Here is a 17,919-nt window from a genome sequence, read left to right as displayed (position 1 = left end):
GGGCCGGGGGAGGGGTCAGTCGATGTGGCGGTGGATGAGGCGGGTGAGGACGATCGCACTGCGGGTGTGGTCGACGTTGGGGGCGATCCGCACCTTCTCCAGGGCGTCCTCGAGGGCTGGGATGTTCCTGGCCCGCATGTGCACGATGGCGTCGGCGCTCCCGGTGACGGTGCCGGCGTCGACGACCTCCGGGACGCCCGACAGGATCCGCAGCAGCTCGTTGGGGGACACGGTGCCGCGGCAGAAGAGTTCGACGTAGGCTTCTGTCTGCATGCCGTCGACCGTGGGGTCGACCTGGATCGTGAACGACTGGATGACCCCGTCGGCGACGAGGCGGTCGACGCGTCGCTTCACCGCTGAGGCCGACAAGCCCACGACCGTGCCGATGTCGCCGTAGCCGGCGCGTGAGTTCTGTCGGAGCAGGTCGATGATGCCGCGGTCGAGGTTGTCCATGAGACTCAGTGTAAGCGCAATCATTGCGCGAAAAGCTGCCACTTCGCAGCATTCCTGCGCCAAACTCCGTGAAAACGCTGCGAATCGCATGCGATGATGAACGTGGCGTGCCCCCGGGCCCCTGGACCTCGTCCGCCGACCCTCGCTCGTTTGGAGGCCGACGTGTCGTCGACGCTCAACCACCCCACCCCCACCCCGCAGGACGCCACGACCGGCACCCGCGTCGCGAACCGGCGCCGGTACCTCATGTGCCGGCCGGACCGCTTCACCGTCAGCTACCGGATCAACCCCTGGATGAACCCGGACGACCCGACCGACACCTCGCTCGCGGTGTCGCAGTGGGATCAGCTGCACCAGGCCTACCTCGATCTCGGCCACCGGATCGACCTCATCGACCCGCTCGACGGCCTGCCGGACATGGTGTTCGCGGCGAACGGCGGCTTCACGCTCGACGGTATCGCCTACGGGGCGAAGTTCACCTACGAGGAGCGCATCCCCGAGGGGCCGGCCTACATGGACTGGTTCGAGGCGAACGGCTTCCGCGTCGAGCGCCCCGAGTTCGTGAACGAGGGCGAGGGAGACATCATGCTCGTCGGCGACACCATCCTCGCCGGGACCGGCTTCCGCACCGATCCCCGCAGCCACGACGAGGTGCGTCGGATCTTCGACCGCGAGGTCGTGACCCTCAACCTCGTGAACCCGAGTTTCTACCACCTCGACACCGCGATCGCCGTGCTCGACCCGGTGGCTCCCGCCGACGGCTCACCCGCGAACATCGCCTACCTGCCGACCGCGTTCGACGAGGCGAGCAACCGCATCCTCGAGCAGCGCTACCCCGACGCGATCCACGTGAGCACCGAGGACGCAGCCGTCCTGGGCCTCAACTCGATCTCGAACGGTCGCGAGGTCGTCATCGCCGCCCGCGCCGTCGGGTTCGAGCGTCAACTGCGCGAGCGCGGCTACACGCCGATCGGCGTCGACCTGTCCGAGCTGCTCCTCGGCGGTGGCGGCGTGAAGTGCTGCACGCTGGAGCTGCGCGGGTAGCCCTTCGACGAGCTCAGGGCCGGTCGGGGCGTGCGGCTCAGGGACCGAGGTCGGTGTCGAGGGGTTGCGGGTGCCAGTGGGGCGGCGTATACCTGCACTGACCGCTTGAACCTGAGGAAGGGCACCCATGGACGCCGGAGAACGACGTGACCACGAACGCGCCAACGCAGGGCGCTCCGGCACCCTGAGCGATGCGACGGGGTTCTGGGTCGTGATCGCCTTCGCCCTGTTCGCCGGCGGCATGTGGGCGTTCGGCGAGGCGTTCCGCACGGACGTCCTGCAGGCCGTCTGGTTCATGGGTGGCATCCTCATGATCGCGCTCGCCATCTTCATCCCGGCGCACTTCGCCAGCAACAACTGACCCCCAGCCGGACGTTCGCCGACCGTTTCCTGAGCGTCCGGCCGTCCGGTCGGAGGCCGCCGATACGGTCCTGTTCAGCGCGCTACGCTGGCTGAGCAGACACGAGGACGGCACATGGATTCCACGGTGGTCATCATTCCCACCTACAACGAACGCGAGAACCTGGAGAGGATCGTCGCGCGCGTCCGTGTCGCCGCACCATCCGTCGAGGTGCTCGTGGTCGACGACAACTCACCCGACGGCACCGGAGCGATCGCCGACCGGCTCGCCGCCGAGGACGACGCGGTGCACGTGCTGCATCGCACCGGCAAGGAAGGGCTCGGCGCCGCCTACAAGGCCGGCTTCGCCTGGGCGCTCGGGCGCGGATTCGGCAACGTGGTCGAGATGGACGCCGACGGATCCCATGCCCCCGAGCAGTTGCCGGCGCTCCTCGCGGCCACCGCGGAGGCGGACGTCGTCCTCGGGTCGCGCTGGGTCCCGGGCGGCACCGTCGTCAACTGGCCCAAGCATCGCGAGGCCATCTCGCGGGTCGGCAGTGCCTACGCCCGGTTCGCGCTCCGGCTCCCCGCCCGCGACGTGACCGGCGGCTACCGCGTGTTCAGCGCTGACGCACTGCGGCGGCTGCAGCTCGACGAGGTCCACAGCCACGGCTACGGCTTCCAGGTCGACATGCTCTGGCACGCGAACCGCGCCGGTCTGCGGATCGTCGAAGTGCCGATCACCTTCACCGAGCGGACGCTCGGGGCCTCCAAGATGACGAGCGGCATCGTCGTCGAAGCCATGCTCCGCGTCACCTGGTGGGGCGTCTGCGAACTGACGGACCGCATCATCGGGCGTCGTCCGGCAGCGTCACGGGCGGCCGCCGGCTCCTGATTCGCGGCGGCGCCCGTCGGCGGGCGCCCCGTCAGCTGCGGCGCGGCCCCGAGGAGATGACCGGAGCCGAGCCGATGAGGTCCTCGTCGTCGACCGCGTCGACGAGGAACGCGGCGACGTCGCAGCGAGGGATCCGGAGCGAGCTCGGCCAGCTTCCCGGCGGTGACGACACGACCGGGCGTCGGGCGTCGCTGGCCGAGAGCACGGTCGGGTGCACGATGGTCCAGTCGAGCTCCGAGCGGCGGAGGAACGCGTCCGCCTGCTCGTGATCGGCGTAGACGGTGCCGAGTCGGAGGAAGTGCGTCGCCCACCGCAGGCCGGCGGGGACGCTCCGGACCGACTCGCCGGCACCGAGCGCGGAGAGGAGGACGATTCGACGGAGGCCACGCGAGCGCATCGCATCCGTCACGACCCGGACGGCGTTCGAGATGAGGTCGGGAGGGCTGACCTGGCGCGCCCACGGCCAGTCGGACGAACCGATGTTGCTGAGGGCGATGATCACGGCCTGCGCGCCACGCATGGCCTCTTCGACGTCCTCGCTCCGCAGGGGAGACCCCTGGACGACCGTCAGGCGGTCGCCGGGGACGACGGCGGCGGGGTCTCGGACGAGCGCGGTGACCGAGTGGCCGCGGCGGAGAGCCTCGCTGATGATGAGTCGCCCGGTGCGGCCGCTCCCACCGATCACGAGGAGCTGTGCCACCGTCGCCTCCAGATCGTCGAACACCGGCCCGACGGCGCAAGTGCTGCGACCGTCGGGACGGTTCCATCGTTCCCGAAGGAGCGACGGAGGACATCGGGGACAACCCGTGGAGTGCGGCGGTGACCGCGTTCGGTCGGGAGGTCAGGCCTTCGCGGCCGCCGGCTTCCGGGCCGGAGCCTTCCGAGCGGTCGGTGCCGCGGGCTTCGCGGTGGCCGGCCGGCCGGCGCTCAGCGACGACTGCTCCGGCATCGGCTGCAGCGTCGTGAACCGCGACAGCTGGGTCACGTGGTGCGGCTGCAGCTCCTCGAGCGACGCGACACCCAGCAGCTTCATCGTGCGCACGATCTCGCCCGAGAGGATCTGGATCGCGCGGTCGACGCCCTCGCGCCCGCCGGCCATGAGCCCGTAGAGGTACGCGCGGCCGATGAAGGTGAAGCGCGCACCGAGCGCGACGGACGCCACGATGTCGGCGCCGTTCATGATGCCGGTGTCGAGGTGCACCTCGGCGTCCTTGCCCACCTCGCGCACGACGCTCGGCAGGAGGTGGAACGGGATCGGCGCGCGGTCGAGCTGGCGGCCGCCGTGGTTGGAGAGCTGGACGGCGTCCGCACCGAGGTCGACGGCGAGCTTCGCATCGGCGACCGACTGGACGCCCTTGACGATGAGCTTGCCCTTCCACTGCTCGCGGATGTACTTGACCTCGTCAGGACCGACGGTCGGGTCGAACATCGTGTCGATGAGCGCCGCGACGGTTCCCGACCAGCGGTCGAGGCTCGCGAAGGCCAACGGCTCCGTGGTGAGGAAGTTGATCCACCATGCCGGGCGGGGGAGCGCGTCCACGATGGTCTTCGGGGTGAGCGACGGCGGGATCGTCATGCCGTTGCGGACGTCGCGCAGGCGGGCGCCGCCGACGGGGGTGTCGACCGTCACGACGAGGGTGTCGTAGCCGGCTGCTGCCGCGCGGTCGACGAGCGCCATCGACCGCTCGCGCTCGCTCCACATGTAGAGCTGGAACCAGTTGCGGCCACCGGGTGCCGCCGCCTTGACGTCCTCGATCGAGGTCGTGCCCATGGTCGACAGGGTGAAGGGGATGCCCGCGGCCGCTGCGGCGGAGGCTCCCGCGCGCTCGCCCTCGGTCTGCATCATGCGGGTGAAGCCGGTGGGAGCGATGCCGAAGGGGAACGCGACGCGCTCGCCGAGGACGTCCCAGCCGGTGTCGACGTTCGCGACGTTCTTCAGGACGGCCGGGTGGAACTCGATGTCCTGGAACGCCTGCCGTGCCCGGGCCAGCGAGATCTCGCCCTCGGCGGCGCCGTCGGTGTAGTCGAAGGGCGCCGTCGGCGTGACCTTCTTCGCGATCGTGCGCAGGTCGCTGATGGTGGTGGCGGCCGCCAGGCGTCGCCGACGGGCGTTGAACTCCGGCTTCTTGAACTGCATGAGCGGCAGGAGGTCGTGGGGCTTGGGGATGCGGCGTTCAACCATGGTCTGTCTCTTCTTTCCGCGAACTGTCGCTTGAGGTGGGTGTCGAGGGGTGCGGACTGTCGTCTTCTGACAGTTCGCGAGCCTGGTAGTAGTTGGTGATGTGGGAGCGGACGGACTGGCGGGCCAGCTCGGCGTCGGCGTGGCGGATCGCCTCCACGATGCCCCGGTGCTCGGCGCGCAGGCGGTCGGCGGTGGCTGACCACGACGCCAGTTGTGGGACACCGGCCAGGACGTAGCGCTCGATGGAGTCGCGGAGGCCCGACATCGTGGCGACGAGGACCTGGTTGCCCTCCGCCTCGGCGAGCGACAGGTGGAACTGCGCGTCGAGGGCGAGGAACTCGGCCTCCGTGAGGGTGGGCTGGTCCATCGCGTCGAGCAGGGACTCGGGGTGCGTGAGATCGGGGACGGCCGCTTCGGCACGCGACGCCAGACTGTGGACGACCGCGGTCTCGATCACGAGCCTGGTGTCGACCACGTCCTGGACGGCGAAGCCCTGCGCGGCGACCTGGAGCCGCATGAGGGTGGCCATGCCACCGGACGGCGTGGCGACGATGATCGCGCCGGCGGTGGGGCCGGATCCCGTGTGGGTGCGGATGAGCCCCAGGACCTCGAGGACGCGGATCGCCTCGCGGACACTGGACCGACCGACGCCGAGGTCGATCGCGAGCTGACGTTCGCCGGGCAGGCGGTCGCCGGGGGTGAGGACACCGCTGAGGAGGTCCGACTCGATGCGGGCGAGCACGACCTCCCAGGCCCTGGGCTCCGCCGCTGCGGTGGCGGGCTGCGTCGCCGTGGCCGCTGCCGGCGCGGCCGTCGCTGGTGCGTTCATCGATCCTCCTTCGACACTGCGGTGTGGTCAGACCACAAACCCTACCTCTTGAACCGATTCAACGCGAGCCCCAACCACAGATTTTTCTGCGCTGGGACATCGACGGACGTCGACGCCCGTCTCAGGTGCGGAGGACGATGTTCTCCGGCTCCTCGTCGGCCAACAGGTGTTCGATCTGTCGACGCAGGAGACGCGCCATCCGCGGCAGCATGGCGCTCGTCGCGCCCCCGATGTGCGGGGAGACGAGCACGTTCGGCAGAGACCAGAGCGGGTGGTCGGCGGGCAGCGGTTCAGGGTCGGTCACGTCGAGCGCGAGTCGGATGCGACCGCTCGTCGCGTGCTCCACGAGTGCGTCGGTGTCGGCGACCGGGCCGCGGGCGACGTTCACGACGAGGGCGTCGTCGGGCAGAGCCGCCAGGAAGTCGTCTCCGATCAAGCCGCGGGTGCCGTCGGTGAGCGGGACGACGACGATGACGATCTCAGCGTGCGGCAGGAGTCCGGGCAGTTCGTCGATGCCGTGGATCGGCCCCCGCTCGTCCTCCCGCGCGCTCGACGCGACCCGGGTGACCTCGACCTCGAACGGGAGCAGCCGCTCCTCGATGGCCGCACCGACCCCGCCGTACCCGATGAGGAGCACGCGGCGGTCGGCGAGGCTCGGGCGCTGGCTCTGCAGCCACTCGCCCGTCCGCTCGGCGCGCACGAAGTCCGGGATGCCCCGCTGCGAGGCGAGGATGAGTCCCACCGTGAGCTCCGCGGTCGAGGCCTCGTGCACGGTCGCCGCGTTGGCGAGGGTGATGCCGGCCGGGAGGAGGTCCGCGAGGCCGTCGTAGCCGATCGACTGCACCTGGACGAGCTTCGGCGTCACCGCGGCGACGTTCGCGAGCGGCTTGTTCGAGCCGAGGTAGACGGGCACGACGAGGTCGATGTGCTCGACCGGCGGTTCGGTGCGCAGATCCCATTCGACGAACTCGACGCCCTCGGGGAGGGGGCCTTGCGACAGCACCTCCTCGCGCAGGTCGGCGGGCAGGCTGACGATGAGTGGAGAAGCGGTCATGCTGCGACGCTACCGGCTGACGGACGTGGAGCCGGCAGGCTTGCGCGGCTCGTAGTGGGTCGGCTCGAAGGAACGGGCGACGAGGGCGCGCAGGGTCTCGAGGTCGCCGTCGATGATCCCCACCGCCCTGGCCTGGACGAGGACGTTCCCCAACGCCGTCGCTTCGACCGGGCCGGCGATGACGGGGATCCCCGCTCGGTCGGCCGTCAGCTGGCACAGGAGCGTGTTCTGCGATCCGCCGCCGACGACGTGGATCGCGCGCACCTGGACCCCGGACAGCTCGGAGGCCGTGTGGACCGCATCCGCGAACGCCTGCGCCAGGCTCTCGATGATGCACCGGACGAACTCGGCACGGGACTGCGGGACCGCCCGCCCGTGCTCGATGAGGAACTCGGCGATGCGCGCCGGCAGGTCGCCGGGGGCGAGGAACCGGGGGTCGTTCGCATCGAACACCGAGACGGGTGCGTCGACCGCGGCGGCCTGGGCGATGAGCCCGGGCAGGTCGATCGTCTCGCCACCGCGCTCCCAGGTGCGCACCGATTCGCTCAGGAGCCAGAGTCCCATCACGTTGTGCAGGAAGCGGGTGCGTCCGTCGACGCCGCCCTCGTTCGTGAAGTTCGCCGCTCGACTCGCCTCGGTGAGGACCGGGCGTTCGAGCTCGACCCCGACGAGTCCCCAGGTGCCGCACGAGATGTAGGCGGCGTCCGGGGTCGTCATCGGGACGGCGACGACCGCCGAGGCCGTGTCGTGTGAACCGATGGCGGTGACGGGTGTGGACGAGGGCAGGCCGACCTCGGCGGCGACCGCTTCGAGGAGCGTCCCGATGCGATCGCCCGGCTGGACGATGGGCGGGAGGACGGCCGCCGGGATGCCGAGTCGGGTGAGGAGTCCGGCGTCCCACCTGGTCGGTTCGCCGGCGCGGACGAGGCCGGTGGTCGACGCGTTGGTGGCCTCGGCGACGCGGGCACCGGTCAGCCAGTGCGCGATGAGGTCGGGCACCAGGAGCGCGGTGTCGGCGACGTCGAGCATGCCGGCGTCGCGCTCGGTCGCGAGCTGGTAGACGGTGTTGAACGGCAGGAACTGCAGGCCGTTCACGCGGTAGAGGTCGGCGAAGGGGACCGTTCCGTGGACCGCCTCGACACCTGCCGCCGTCCGTTCGTCGCGGTAGTGGAACGGTGCGCCGAGGAGGCGCCCCTGCCGGAGGAGGCCGTAGTCGACCGCCCACGAGTCGATGCCGATGCTCGCGAGGTGTGGCTCCTGCTTCGCTGCGCCCGACAGCCCCGCGATGATCGAGCGGTACAGCTCGAGGATGTTCCAGTGCAGGCCGTCCGGCGTGCGGACGGGCGTGTTCGGGAACCGGGCGACCGGCACGAGGCGCAGCTCGCCGGGGCCGACGTGGCCGAGCATGACCCGCCCGCTCGTGGCCCCGAGGTCGACCGCCGCGACGGTGCCGCTCCGGCCTGCCGCACTCATCGCAGGAAGGCTGCGGCCACGCCCGCGTCGACGGGGATGTGCAGTCCGGTCGTGTGGCTGAAGTCGCTCGTGCAGATCGCGAAGACCGCGTTCGCGACGTTCTCGGGGACGACCTCGCGCTTGAGGATGGTGCGCTGCGCGTAGAACTTGCCGAGGTCCTGCTCGTCGATGCCGTACGTCTTCGCGCGGTTCGCGCCCCAGCCCGAGGCGAAGATGCCGGAGCCGCGGACGACGCCGTCGGGGTTGATGCCGTTCACCTTCACACCGTACTCGCCGAGCTCTGCCGCGAGCAGGCGGACCTGGTGGGCCTGGTCGGCCTTCGTCGCGGAGTAGGCGATGTTGTTCGGGCCCGCGAACACGGAGTTCTTCGACGAGATGTAGACGATGTCGCCGCCCAGCTTCTGGTCGATGAGCACGCGTGCGGCGGCCTTCGAGACGAGGAACGAGCCCTTCGCCATGACGTTGTGCTGGAGGTCCCAATCGGCCTCGGTGGTCTCGAGGAGCGACTTCGACAGCGAGAGGCCCGCGTTGTTGACGACGAGGTCGAGCCCACCGAAGGCGAGGACGGTCTCGTCGATCGCGGCTTGGACGGCGGCTTCGTTCGAGACGTCGGCGGCGATCCCGATGGCGACGTCCGTGTTGCCGAGCTCGGCCGCCGCCGCCTGCGCCTTCTCCAGCGAGAGGTCGGCGATCGCGACGACCGCGCCCTCCGCGACGAGACGCGTGGCGATGGCCTTGCCGATGCCGGATGCGGCACCGGTGACGAGCGCGATCCGGGTCGCGAGCGGCTTCGGCTTCGGCATCCGTTGCAGCTTCGCCTCCTCGAGTGCCCAGTACTCGATCGCGAACTTCTCGGCCTCGTCGATCGGCGCGTACGTGGAGAGTCCCTCGGCCCCGCGCATGACGTTGATGGCGTTGACGTAGAACTCGCCGGCGACGCGGGCGGTCTGCTTGTCCTTGCCGAAGCTGAACATGCCGACGCCGGGGACGAGGACGATGAGGGGGTCGGCGCCGCGGATCGCCGGGCTGTCGGCCGTGGCGTGGCGGTCGTAGTAGGCCTGGTAGTCCTCGCGGTAGGCCTCGTGCAGGGTGCCGAGGCGCTCGATGACCTCCTCGACGCTCGCCGTGGCGGGCAGGTCGACCGTGAGTGGCTTCACCTTGGTGCGGAGGAAGTGGTCGGGGCAGCTCGTGCCCAGTGCGGTGAGACGCGGGTGCTCCGCCGAGGCCAGGAAGTCGAGGACCTCGGGGCTGTCGGTGAAGTGGCCGACGACGGGGCGGTCGGCGGAGGCGAGCCCGCGGATGGTGGGCGCGAGGGCCGCCGCCTTCGCACGACGCTCGGCCTCGGGCAGGGCTGCGTAGCCGTCGAGCGGCGGACCGAAGGGCTCGGGGCGGGAGTTCGTCTCGATGTAGGCGGCCGCGGTGTCGATGATCCACAGCGAGTTCGCCTCGGCCTCGTCGGAGGTGTCGCCCCAGGCGGTGATGCCGTGCCCGCCGAGGATGGTGCCGATGGCCTGCGGGTTGTCGGCCTTGATGGCAGCGATGTCGAGGCCGAGCTGGAAGCCGGGGCGACGCCACGGGACCCACACGACCTTGTCGCCGAAGATCTTCGCGGTGAGTTCGGGGCCGTCGGCGGCGGTCGCGATGGCGATGCCGGAGTCGGGGTGCAGGTGGTCGACGTGGGCCGCGTCGACGAGGCCGTGCATGGCGGTGTCGATCGACGGGGCCGCGCCACCCTTGCCGTGCAGGGTGTAGTCGAAGGCGGCGACCATCTCGTCCTCGCGGTCGAGGCCGGGGTAGACGTCCTGCAGGGCGCGCATGCGGTCGAGGCGGAGGACCGCGAGACCCTCGGGCTTCAGCGTGCCGAGGTCGCCGCCGGAGCCCTTGACCCAGAGGAGCTCGACCGGCTCGCCCGTGACGGGGTCGATCTCGGTGCCCTTGGCCGAGGTGTTGCCGCCGGCGTAGTTGGTGTTCTTCGGGTCGCTCCCGAGGCGGTTGCTGCGGGCGATGAGCTCGGCAGCGGTTGGGTTCACGGACATTCGCACTCCTTCGTCGGGGCACGTCCGTGCCCGGTGTTCAATCGTGTTAAGTATGACAAGAAGTCACAGATGTCGCAATGGCGGATGTCCCGATCTCAGGAGAACCTCGGCGCGTTGCGGTCGGCGCGGAGCGACGCGCGCGGTGACTCCTGAGAACGGGACGTGCGGGGCCGGGTGCTCAGAGGAGTTCGACGGCGTCGCGGTAGGCGTCGAGCGCGGGGTCGGCGGGGTCGAGTTCCGTGACGAGGAGGTCGACGTCCGCCAGGGCGAAGCCGACTGCCATCGCGCGCTGTCCCAGCTTCGAGGACGCGGCGACGAGGATCGTCTCGTCGGAGGCGCGGGCGAACGCCTGCTTGACCTGCGCTTCTTCGAGGGTGACCTCCGAGCTGCCGACGGTCGGGTCGATGGCGGCGGCCGACAGGAAGAAGCGCCGGTAGAGCACCGACGACGCCGCTTGGCAGGCGATGGGGCCGATGAAGCTGTCGGTCCGCGACTCGGCTTGGCCGCCGACGAGGATCGCGGTGACCTCGCGGTTCGCGCCGGCGAGGATGAAGTTCGGGTAGGAGTTGGTCGCCACCGTGAGGGTCGACTCGCCGAGCAGTCGACTGATGCCGCCGGCCGTGCTGGAGGCGTCGATCGCGATCGCGCCGTCCGTCGGGATGAGCGACCGGAGCTTCTCGACGATGGCGCCCTTCTCGCGGACACCCGTCGCGGACCGTTCGGTGAAGGTCCTCGGTCGCAGGGTCGGGATGGCGCCACCCCGGACGCGCCGCACCAGGCCGAGCTGCTCGAGGTCGGCGAGGTCGCGTCGCACGGTCATCGAGGACACGTCGAGCTCCGCAGCCGCGTCGTCGAGGCGGATGCTGCCGTCACGTTCGAGGATCGCCGTCAGTCGGGTCCGTCGTTCCTCGGCGCCGAGCGTGCCGGTCGTGGCCATGTCGCCCCCTGTCCATCGGTGTCGGACGTGTCCGTTCGTGTCCCTCTCAACAGGATGTCACAGCGAGGGGAGGACACCGGTCTGGTTCACAATTCAGGAGGCGTCCGGCGCGTCGGTCGAGCGACGCGGCGTGGCGTGCGCGGCGCGCCGCGAGCGTCCTGAGTTACGGACCGCCGTGCATCACGAGCGCACGGGTGATTCAGGAGGCGGCGTCGATGAGCGTCTCGGCGGCGCGACGAGCGTGCAACGCGGCCTCGGGGGAGCCCGTGATGGCGGCGGTGGTCTGGGCGCCCTCGGCGAGGATCGCGAGCTGGGGGGCGAGCGATGCCGGAGCGCCGGCGTCGGCGACGAGGCCGGCGACGTAGTCCTGGAAGGACGCCTTGTGTTCGCGGGTGATGGTGGCGACCGCCGGCGAGACGCCCCCGAGCTCCCCGAAGGCGTTGATGAACCCGCAGCCGCGGAACGAGTCGTCACTGAACCAGCCGGCCAGGTAGTCGTAGATCGCGAGGAGTCGGTCGCGGGGCGTCTCGGCGTCGTCCACGAGCGCGCTGACGCCGGTGGTCCAGAGCTCGTGCCGGCGCTCCATGACCGCGAGGACGATGTCCTCCTTGCTCGGGAACGCCGAGTACAGGCGCTTCAACGACACGCCGGCCGCCGAACGCAGTTCGTCCATGCCGACGGACTGGATGCCCTTCGCGTAGTACAGGCGGTCGGCGGCGTCGACGATGATGTCGCGCACGGAGGCCGGTGTCGCGGGTGCGGCCGCCGGGCTCGGCGACGCGATCGTCATCGTCTGTTCGCTGGTCATTCCATCAGTGTACTTGCATTGAGAACGATCGTTCCCTATGCTGATGGACACCGAAGAGAACGATCGTTCTCAAATCGGGGCGTGGAACCGGGCGACGAGTCCGGACGCCGAAGACGAAAGGAATCGAACCATGTCGTTCATCACCGTCGGAACCGAGAACAGCACCTCCGTGGAGCTCTACGTCGAGGATCACGGCAGCGGCCAGCCCGTCGTCCTCATCCACGGCTACCCCCTCGACGGCTCCTCGTGGGAGAAGCAGACCGCGGCGCTCCTCGACGCCGGCTACCGCGTCATCACCTACGACCGCCGCGGCTTCGGCAAGTCCTCCAAGCCCACCGAGGGCTACGACTACGACACCTTCGCCGCCGACCTCAAGGCCGTCGTCGACGGGCTCGACCTCAACGACGCGGTCCTCGTCGGCTTCTCGATGGGCACCGGCGAGGTCGGCCGCTACCTCGGCACCTACGGCTCGGAGCGCATCGCGAAGGCCGTCTTCCTCGGATCGCTCGAGCCCTACCTGCTCCAGACCGACGACAACCCGACGGGTGTCCCGCAGGACGTGTTCGACGGGCTCCTCGCCGCCGTCACCGACGACCGCTACGCGTTCTTCACCAGCTTCTTCGAGAACTTCTTCAACACGGACGAGAACCTCGGCTCGCGCCTGAGCGAGGAGGCGCTGCGGGCCAACACGCAGCTCGCCTACAACGCGTCGCCGTACGCCTCGGTCGCTGCGCAGCCGACCTGGCTGACCGACTTCCGGGCCGACGTCGCGAAGATCGACGTCCCGTCGCTCATCGTGCACGGCACCGGCGACCGCGTCCTGCCGATCGACTCCACCGGTCGCGTGTTCGCCAAGGCGCTGCCCTCCGCCGAGTACGTCGAGATCGAGGGCGCGCCGCACGGCATGCTCTGGACCCACTACCGGGAGGTCAACGAGCAGCTGCTCGCCTTCCTCGCGAAGTAGTCGGCTCGGTCGGCTCGCAATTCAGGTCCGTTCCGGCGCGTCGGCGAACTCGGCCGGCGCGCCCGGGGTGACACGCCGCGCGCGTCCTGAGTTGTGAACGTCCGGATGTGGATGAAGCCCCGCGACCGGGATGGTCGCGGGGCTTCCTCGTGCTCGGGTGTGCCTACGCGCCCCAGCTCGCCTGGGTCCCGCCGACGCGCTCCTCGGCGATCTGCTGCTGGTAGCCCGAGGCCAGGTAGGCGCCGAACGGGTCGGCCGGCAGACCGCGGCTCTCGCGCCAGGCGGCGAGCGGTCCGCGGACGTCGGTGTAGAACGCGTCCATGAGGATGCCGTTCGCGCCGAGGACGTCACCGGCCTCCTGCGCCGCGGTCAGTGCGTCGCGGTCGACGAGCAGTGCGCGCGCGGTCATCTCCTGCACGTTCAGCACCGAGCGGATCTGACCGGGGATCTTGTCCTCCACGTTGTGGCACTGGTCGAGCATGAACGCGACCGGCGAGTCGTCGTCGAGGCCGCCGCCGCGGACGACCTCGTAGAGGATCCGGAACAGCTGGAACGGGTCGGCTGCACCGACGATGAGGTCGTCGTCGGCGTAGAAGCGCGAGTTGAAGTCGAACGAGCCGAGTTTCCCGAGGCGCAGGAGCTGGGCGACGATGAACTCGATGTTCGTGCCAGGCGCGTGGTGGCCGGTGTCGAGGCAGACGAGGGCCTGGTCGCCGAGCTGGGCCACCTGGGCGTAGGACGTTCCCCAGTCGGGGACATCGGTGTGATAGAACGCCGGCTCGAAGAACTTGTACTCGAGCACGAGTCGCTGCTCCTCGCCGAGGCGGGCGTAGATCTGCTGGAGCGAGTCGGCCAGGCGGTCCTGCCGGCCGCGGATGTCCTGCTGGCCCGGGTAGTTACTGCCGTCGGCGAGCCAGATCTTGAGGTCCTGCGAGCCGGTCGCGTGCATGACGTCGATGCAGGCGAAGTGGTGGTCGATCGCCTTCTGACGGATCGCCGGGTTGCTGTGGGTCAGGCTGCCGAACTTGTAGTCCTCATCCTGGAAGGTGTTCGAGTTGATCGTGCCGAGCGCGACGCCGTGGTCCTCGGCGTAGCGACGGAGTGCGCTGAAGTCGTCCACGAGGTCCCACGGGATGTGGAGTGCGACCTTCGGCGCGAGGGCCGTGAACTCGTGCACCTTGGCGGCGTCGGCGATCTTCTCCTCCGGCGTCCGCGGGGTGCCGGGCGTCGTGAACACCTTGAAGCGGGTGCCGGAGTTGCCGAACGCCCAGGAGGGGAGTTCGATGGCCTGCTTCTCGAGCAGCGGGGTGATGGTGTCGAAACTGGTCATGGTCACTTCTCTGTGCGTGTTCCGGTGGTCTGGGGCGCGCTCACGGCGCTGGTTGCAGCATACGTGAATCGTTTCAACGTCGCTACTCGTGGAGGGCGGCGAGCTGATCTTCGAGGTGGAACACCTCGGCGAGCTGGAGGAAGCCCTGGTCCGGCGGGAGGTCGAGGTCGACGAAGAACTCACCCATCTCCGCCTGCCAGCGCGCGTTGACCTCGGTCTCGGCCATGCCGGCCTGGGCCGCCTCGAGCGATTCCGTCTCGAAGTACCCGATGAGGAGGCCGTCGTCGCGGACGAAGAGGGAGTAGTTGTGCCAGCCGGTGTCGGCGAGGGCCTGCAGCATGTCCGGCCAGACGGCGGCATGTCGGTCGCGGTACTCCGCGAGGCGTTCGGGTTTGACCTGGAGCTGGAAGCACACGCGGTGCAGGGGTCGGGCACTCGTCATCGAGGCGTACCTTTCGGTTCGGTTCACGGATACTCTGAATCGATTCAGAGGATCGCAAGCAGCGTATCCGGGCGATCGGCCGCGGGTCAACGGACCGACTGCCCGGATGTCTGAACGTCTGGACAGGGTGCATCGACCGTTCGACGGTCAGGGCGCGCCCGTCGTTCGCGCCGATCACCCCTGGACACCTCGGAGCGAAGTCCCTAGCGTGGATCGCATGGCTGCCGATGACGCGCCACCCGATGCACCCACGATCGACGGTTCCGACGGTTCGGAGGAGACGACCGTCGCATCGGAGAGCCCGCGCTGGCGTCGCGACGTCGCGGTGTTCCTGTCCGGCCAGACGGTCTCGCTGTTCGGCTCGATGCTCGTGCAGTACGCGATCATGTGGCACCTCACGCTCGAGACGAAGTCCGGTGTCGTGCTCGCGTTCGCCGCCGTCGCGGGGTTCCTGCCGCAGGCGATCGTGTCGATCTTCGGCGGGGTGTGGGCCGACCGCATGAACCGCAAACTGCTCATCATCGCGGCCGACGGCTCGATCGCCATCACGACCCTCGCGCTCGCGATCTTCCTCATCAACGGCGCCGCCGACCTCTGGCTCATCTTCCTCACGCTCGCGATCCGCTCGGTCGGCGCGGGCATCCAGATGCCGGCGGTCTCCGCGCTCATCCCGCAGATCACGCCGACCGACAAGCTCATGCGGGTCAACGGCATCAACGGATCCATCCAGTCGGCCATGATGCTCGTCGCCCCGGCTGCGGCCGGCGCGCTGTACGCGAGTGCGTCGCTCGTCGCGATCTTCTTCGTCGACGTCGTCACGGCCGCGATCGGGATCGGGCTGCTGCTGCTCGTACCGGTGCGGACGCTCGTGCGGTCGGGCGAGCGCCCCGGCTACTTCGCCGACCTCACCGAGGGCGTGCGCTACGTCTGGCACCACGGCTTCGTGCGCTGGCTGCTCATCCTCTTCGCGATCGTGTTCCTGCTGATCGTCGCGCCGTCCTACCTCACGCCGCTCATGATCGCCCGCTCCTTCGGCGACGAGGTCTGGATGCTCACCGTGAACGAACTCGCCTTCAGCGTCGGCATGGTCGGCGGCGGAGCGATCATCGCGATCTGGGGCGGCACCAAGAACCGCGTGCTCCTCATCGTCGGGTCCTCGGTGGTGTTCGGGGCGCTGTCCATCGGGCTCGGACTCTCGACCAACCTCTGGGTCTTCTTCGGCTTCATGTTCCTGCTCGGGATCGCGGTGCCGTTCTTCTCGACGACGTCGATGACGCTGCTGCAGGAGCGCGTCCAACCGGAGCGGCAGGGTCGCGTGTTCGGGTTCGTCGGCATCGTCATGGCGGTGTCGATGCCGCTCGGGATGATCGTGTTCGGACCGCTCGCCGACGTCGTGTCCGTCGAACTGCTCCTCGTCGTCGCCGGCGTGCTCACCTTCGTGGTGCTCGCCGTCGCCGTGCTCGTACCGTCCGGGCGACGGGCGATGGCCGAGGTGACGAAGCAGCCGTGATCCGCTCCGGTCGTCCGATCAGGGGAGCTGCGCCGAGTAGCCCTCGCGGTAGGTGGGGTAACGGTAGGTGAATCCGGTGTCGCGGAGGGCGGCTGCCATGATGCGCTTGCCGCGGTGCGGCTCTTCCGGCGTGCGACCGGCGTCGTCGAGCGCCGGGGGAGCGACGCCGAGTCGATCGGCGAGGAAGTCGGCCACCGTCGACAGCAGGACCGGCTCCTCGTCGATGCCCGCCACGACCGGCGGGAGTGATGCCGCCGACAGGTCGAGCAGGTGCACGATCACGCCCGCGGCGTCGTCGCGGTGGATGCGATTGGTCCAGCCGGAGGGCCGGGTGACACGGCCGTCGCGGACCTGGTCGACGAACATCGTGGACGTCGGACCGTAGAGGCCGCCGAAGCGGATGGCGCTCGCCTCGGGCACGGCGGCGAGGACGGCCTCCTCCGCGGCGAGCAGGGCGCGTGCGGTGCCGGTGGTCGGGACGGCCGGCGTGGTGTCGTCGATCGTCTCCCCGCCGTCCTCGCCCCACACCGCGGTCGACGACACGAACAGGATGCGAGGCGGGGTGCCGGGGAGTGCGGCGACCGCGCTCACGAGATGCCCGACACCGTCGCGGTAGAGGGCGTCATAGGCCTCGACCGAGCGTGCCCGCGGCGCAAGGGCCACCACGATCGCCGTCGTGTCCGCAGGAAGGTCGGGGGCGGAGGTCGTGAGGTCGCGGAGCTGGAGGGTGAAGCGCCCCTCGACCGACTCGCGCGCCGGGTTCGGCTCAGGGATCGGGTTCGACTCGGGCGCCGTGCGCTTCACGCCGACGACGTCCTCGCCTCGGGCCAGGAGCCTCCCGGCGACGTCCGAGCCGAGCTGTCCGAGTCCCACGATCACGACGGTCATCGCTCCACCGTACCCGGCGCCAGGGGTGAGAATGGTGGGATGAGTGCTGCGGGGGAGTTCATCGACGCGGCGCTCCAATACGAGGGCGACGGCTACCGCGCAGCGGACGTCGCCGAGCGGCTCGGCGACGGGCTCCGGTCCTACGGTTCCTCCGTCGGGGCCGTGCGCGGCACGGTGCGCGACGCCCTCCGGAAGTTCCGCGGACTGGAGCACGACGAGCTGGCAGCCCTCGCCTCGGAGCTGTGGGCCGTGCCGGTCTTCGAGCGTCGGCTCGCCGCGATCGTCCTCCTGCAGTCGAGCGTCCCGGTGCTCAGGCACACCGACCTGACGAGGATCGAAGGCTTCGTCCGCGCCGGTCGGGTGCCCGAGCTCGCCGACCCGCTGGCCACCGACGTCATCGGACCGCTCCTGGAACGCCTCGACGGGACGGCCCGAGCCAAGGCCGAGACCGTCCTCGACCGGTGGATGCAGGACGAGCCCTGGTTGCGACGGGCGGCACTGCTCGCCCCGATCCGCGAGCTCGGTGCGGGTGGTGGCGATGTCGATCGCGCCACCCGTCGGCTGGCCGTCGCCCTGGACGGGTTGCAGCGGCCGGCGCCGATCGCCGTGGTCGAGCCCGCTGTGGAGCGTCTTCGCGCCGTGCTCTGATCCGTCCGGTCGCGACTGCCCGTCGACAGGCTCAGGGACCGGGTTCGGCTCAGGGACCGGGTCGGCTCAGGGGCCGGTCGGCTCAGG

General features: G+C 69.9%; 18 protein-coding genes. 6 read left to right on the top strand and 12 right to left on the bottom strand.

The window, feature by feature from the left end; all coding sequences use genetic code 11:
• Window positions 1–15 precede the first annotated feature (15 nt).
• Entirely contained in the window at window positions 16–453 is a 438-nt protein-coding gene (locus AC5JOC_RS04555) for an Lrp/AsnC family transcriptional regulator (protein WP_079706386.1), read from the bottom strand.
• Between the two features lie 162 nt (window positions 454–615).
• Here AC5JOC_RS04555 and ddaH point away from each other — a divergent pair, with 162 nt between their 5' ends.
• The 3 genes from ddaH (at window position 616) to AC5JOC_RS04540 (ending at window position 2,731) form a co-directional block, all read left to right on the top strand.
• Entirely contained in the window at window positions 616–1,497 is an 882-nt protein-coding gene (gene ddaH / locus AC5JOC_RS04550) for a dimethylargininase (protein ID WP_494245547.1), read from the top strand.
• Window positions 1,498–1,624: 127 nt separating this feature from the next.
• Window positions 1,625–1,858 carry a hypothetical protein gene (locus AC5JOC_RS04545; protein WP_079706387.1) on the top strand — a complete coding sequence of 78 codons (234 nt, stop codon included), beginning with the start codon at window positions 1,625–1,627 and terminating at the stop codon, window positions 1,856–1,858.
• A 114-nt stretch (window positions 1,859–1,972) separates the two neighbouring features.
• Window positions 1,973–2,731, top strand: a complete 759-nt coding sequence (locus AC5JOC_RS04540) for a polyprenol monophosphomannose synthase (protein WP_138945531.1) — start codon at window positions 1,973–1,975, stop codon at window positions 2,729–2,731.
• Between the two features lie 31 nt (window positions 2,732–2,762).
• Here AC5JOC_RS04540 and AC5JOC_RS04535 read toward each other — a convergent pair whose 3' ends face one another.
• The 8 genes from AC5JOC_RS04535 to AC5JOC_RS04500 all read right to left on the bottom strand — a co-directional run bounded on the left by AC5JOC_RS04535 (window position 2,763) and on the right by AC5JOC_RS04500 (window position 12,032).
• Entirely contained in the window at window positions 2,763–3,431 is a 669-nt protein-coding gene (locus tag AC5JOC_RS04535; RefSeq protein WP_494245545.1) for an NAD(P)-dependent oxidoreductase, read from the bottom strand.
• A gap of 141 nt (window positions 3,432–3,572) precedes the next feature.
• Window positions 3,573–4,913, bottom strand: coding sequence for an alpha-hydroxy acid oxidase (locus AC5JOC_RS04530; RefSeq protein WP_192006353.1), 1,341 nt, complete (start codon window positions 4,911–4,913; stop codon window positions 3,573–3,575).
• On the bottom strand, window positions 4,906–5,742 hold the full coding sequence (locus AC5JOC_RS04525) for a FadR/GntR family transcriptional regulator (protein ID WP_192006351.1): 837 nt from the start codon (window positions 5,740–5,742) through the stop codon (window positions 4,906–4,908). Before AC5JOC_RS04525 ends, AC5JOC_RS04530 begins: the two co-directional genes overlap by 8 nt.
• A gap of 121 nt (window positions 5,743–5,863) precedes the next feature.
• Entirely contained in the window at window positions 5,864–6,796 is a 933-nt protein-coding gene (locus AC5JOC_RS04520; protein WP_124767626.1) for a 2-hydroxyacid dehydrogenase, read from the bottom strand.
• A 9-nt stretch (window positions 6,797–6,805) separates the two neighbouring features.
• Window positions 6,806–8,269 (bottom strand): rhamnulokinase, encoded by a 1,464-nt coding sequence (locus AC5JOC_RS04515; protein ID WP_192006347.1) that lies wholly within the window; start codon window positions 8,267–8,269, stop codon window positions 6,806–6,808.
• Complete coding sequence (locus AC5JOC_RS04510; protein ID WP_494245542.1) at window positions 8,266–10,305, bottom strand: bifunctional aldolase/short-chain dehydrogenase; 2,040 nt, start codon at window positions 10,303–10,305, stop codon at window positions 8,266–8,268. Before AC5JOC_RS04510 ends, AC5JOC_RS04515 begins: the two co-directional genes overlap by 4 nt.
• Window positions 10,306–10,483: 178 nt before the next feature.
• Window positions 10,484–11,242, bottom strand: a complete 759-nt coding sequence (locus tag AC5JOC_RS04505) for a DeoR/GlpR family DNA-binding transcription regulator (protein ID WP_494245540.1) — start codon at window positions 11,240–11,242, stop codon at window positions 10,484–10,486.
• Between the two features lie 199 nt (window positions 11,243–11,441).
• A complete protein-coding gene (locus tag AC5JOC_RS04500; RefSeq protein ID WP_494245631.1) occupies window positions 11,442–12,032 on the bottom strand; it encodes a TetR/AcrR family transcriptional regulator in 591 nt (196 codons plus the stop codon).
• A 148-nt stretch (window positions 12,033–12,180) separates the two neighbouring features.
• Here AC5JOC_RS04500 and AC5JOC_RS04495 point away from each other — a divergent pair, with 148 nt between their 5' ends.
• Window positions 12,181–13,014 (top strand): alpha/beta fold hydrolase, encoded by an 834-nt coding sequence (locus tag AC5JOC_RS04495; RefSeq protein WP_086475226.1) that lies wholly within the window; start codon window positions 12,181–12,183, stop codon window positions 13,012–13,014.
• Window positions 13,015–13,177: 163 nt separating this feature from the next.
• On the opposite strand, the gene rhaI is transcribed toward AC5JOC_RS04495, so the two are convergent.
• Window positions 13,178–14,344: an L-rhamnose isomerase gene (rhaI, locus tag AC5JOC_RS04490; protein WP_202938747.1), complete on the bottom strand. Its 1,167-nt coding sequence runs from the start codon at window positions 14,342–14,344 to the stop codon at window positions 13,178–13,180.
• 82 nt (window positions 14,345–14,426) lie between these two features.
• Window positions 14,427–14,786: an L-rhamnose mutarotase gene (locus tag AC5JOC_RS04485; protein ID WP_194644903.1), complete on the bottom strand. Its 360-nt coding sequence runs from the start codon at window positions 14,784–14,786 to the stop codon at window positions 14,427–14,429.
• Between the two features lie 217 nt (window positions 14,787–15,003).
• On the opposite strand from AC5JOC_RS04485, the gene AC5JOC_RS04480 reads away from it, so the two are divergent.
• Window positions 15,004–16,296: an MFS transporter gene (locus AC5JOC_RS04480; RefSeq protein WP_138945521.1), complete on the top strand. Its 1,293-nt coding sequence runs from the start codon at window positions 15,004–15,006 to the stop codon at window positions 16,294–16,296.
• An 18-nt stretch (window positions 16,297–16,314) separates the two neighbouring features.
• Here AC5JOC_RS04480 and AC5JOC_RS04475 read toward each other — a convergent pair whose 3' ends face one another.
• The gene (locus tag AC5JOC_RS04475; protein WP_494245537.1) at window positions 16,315–17,184 is read right to left on the bottom strand and encodes an NAD-dependent epimerase/dehydratase family protein; all 870 of its coding nucleotides are present in this window, start codon (window positions 17,182–17,184) and stop codon (window positions 16,315–16,317) included.
• A gap of 39 nt (window positions 17,185–17,223) precedes the next feature.
• On the opposite strand from AC5JOC_RS04475, the gene AC5JOC_RS04470 reads away from it, so the two are divergent.
• Window positions 17,224–17,832, top strand: coding sequence for a DNA alkylation repair protein (locus AC5JOC_RS04470; RefSeq protein ID WP_411557103.1), 609 nt, complete (start codon window positions 17,224–17,226; stop codon window positions 17,830–17,832).
• Window positions 17,833–17,919: the final 87 nt, after the last annotated feature.

The sequence above is a fragment of the Plantibacter sp. genome, assembly GCF_059073635.1.
This window is presented reverse-complemented; position numbering and strand designations above follow the sequence as displayed.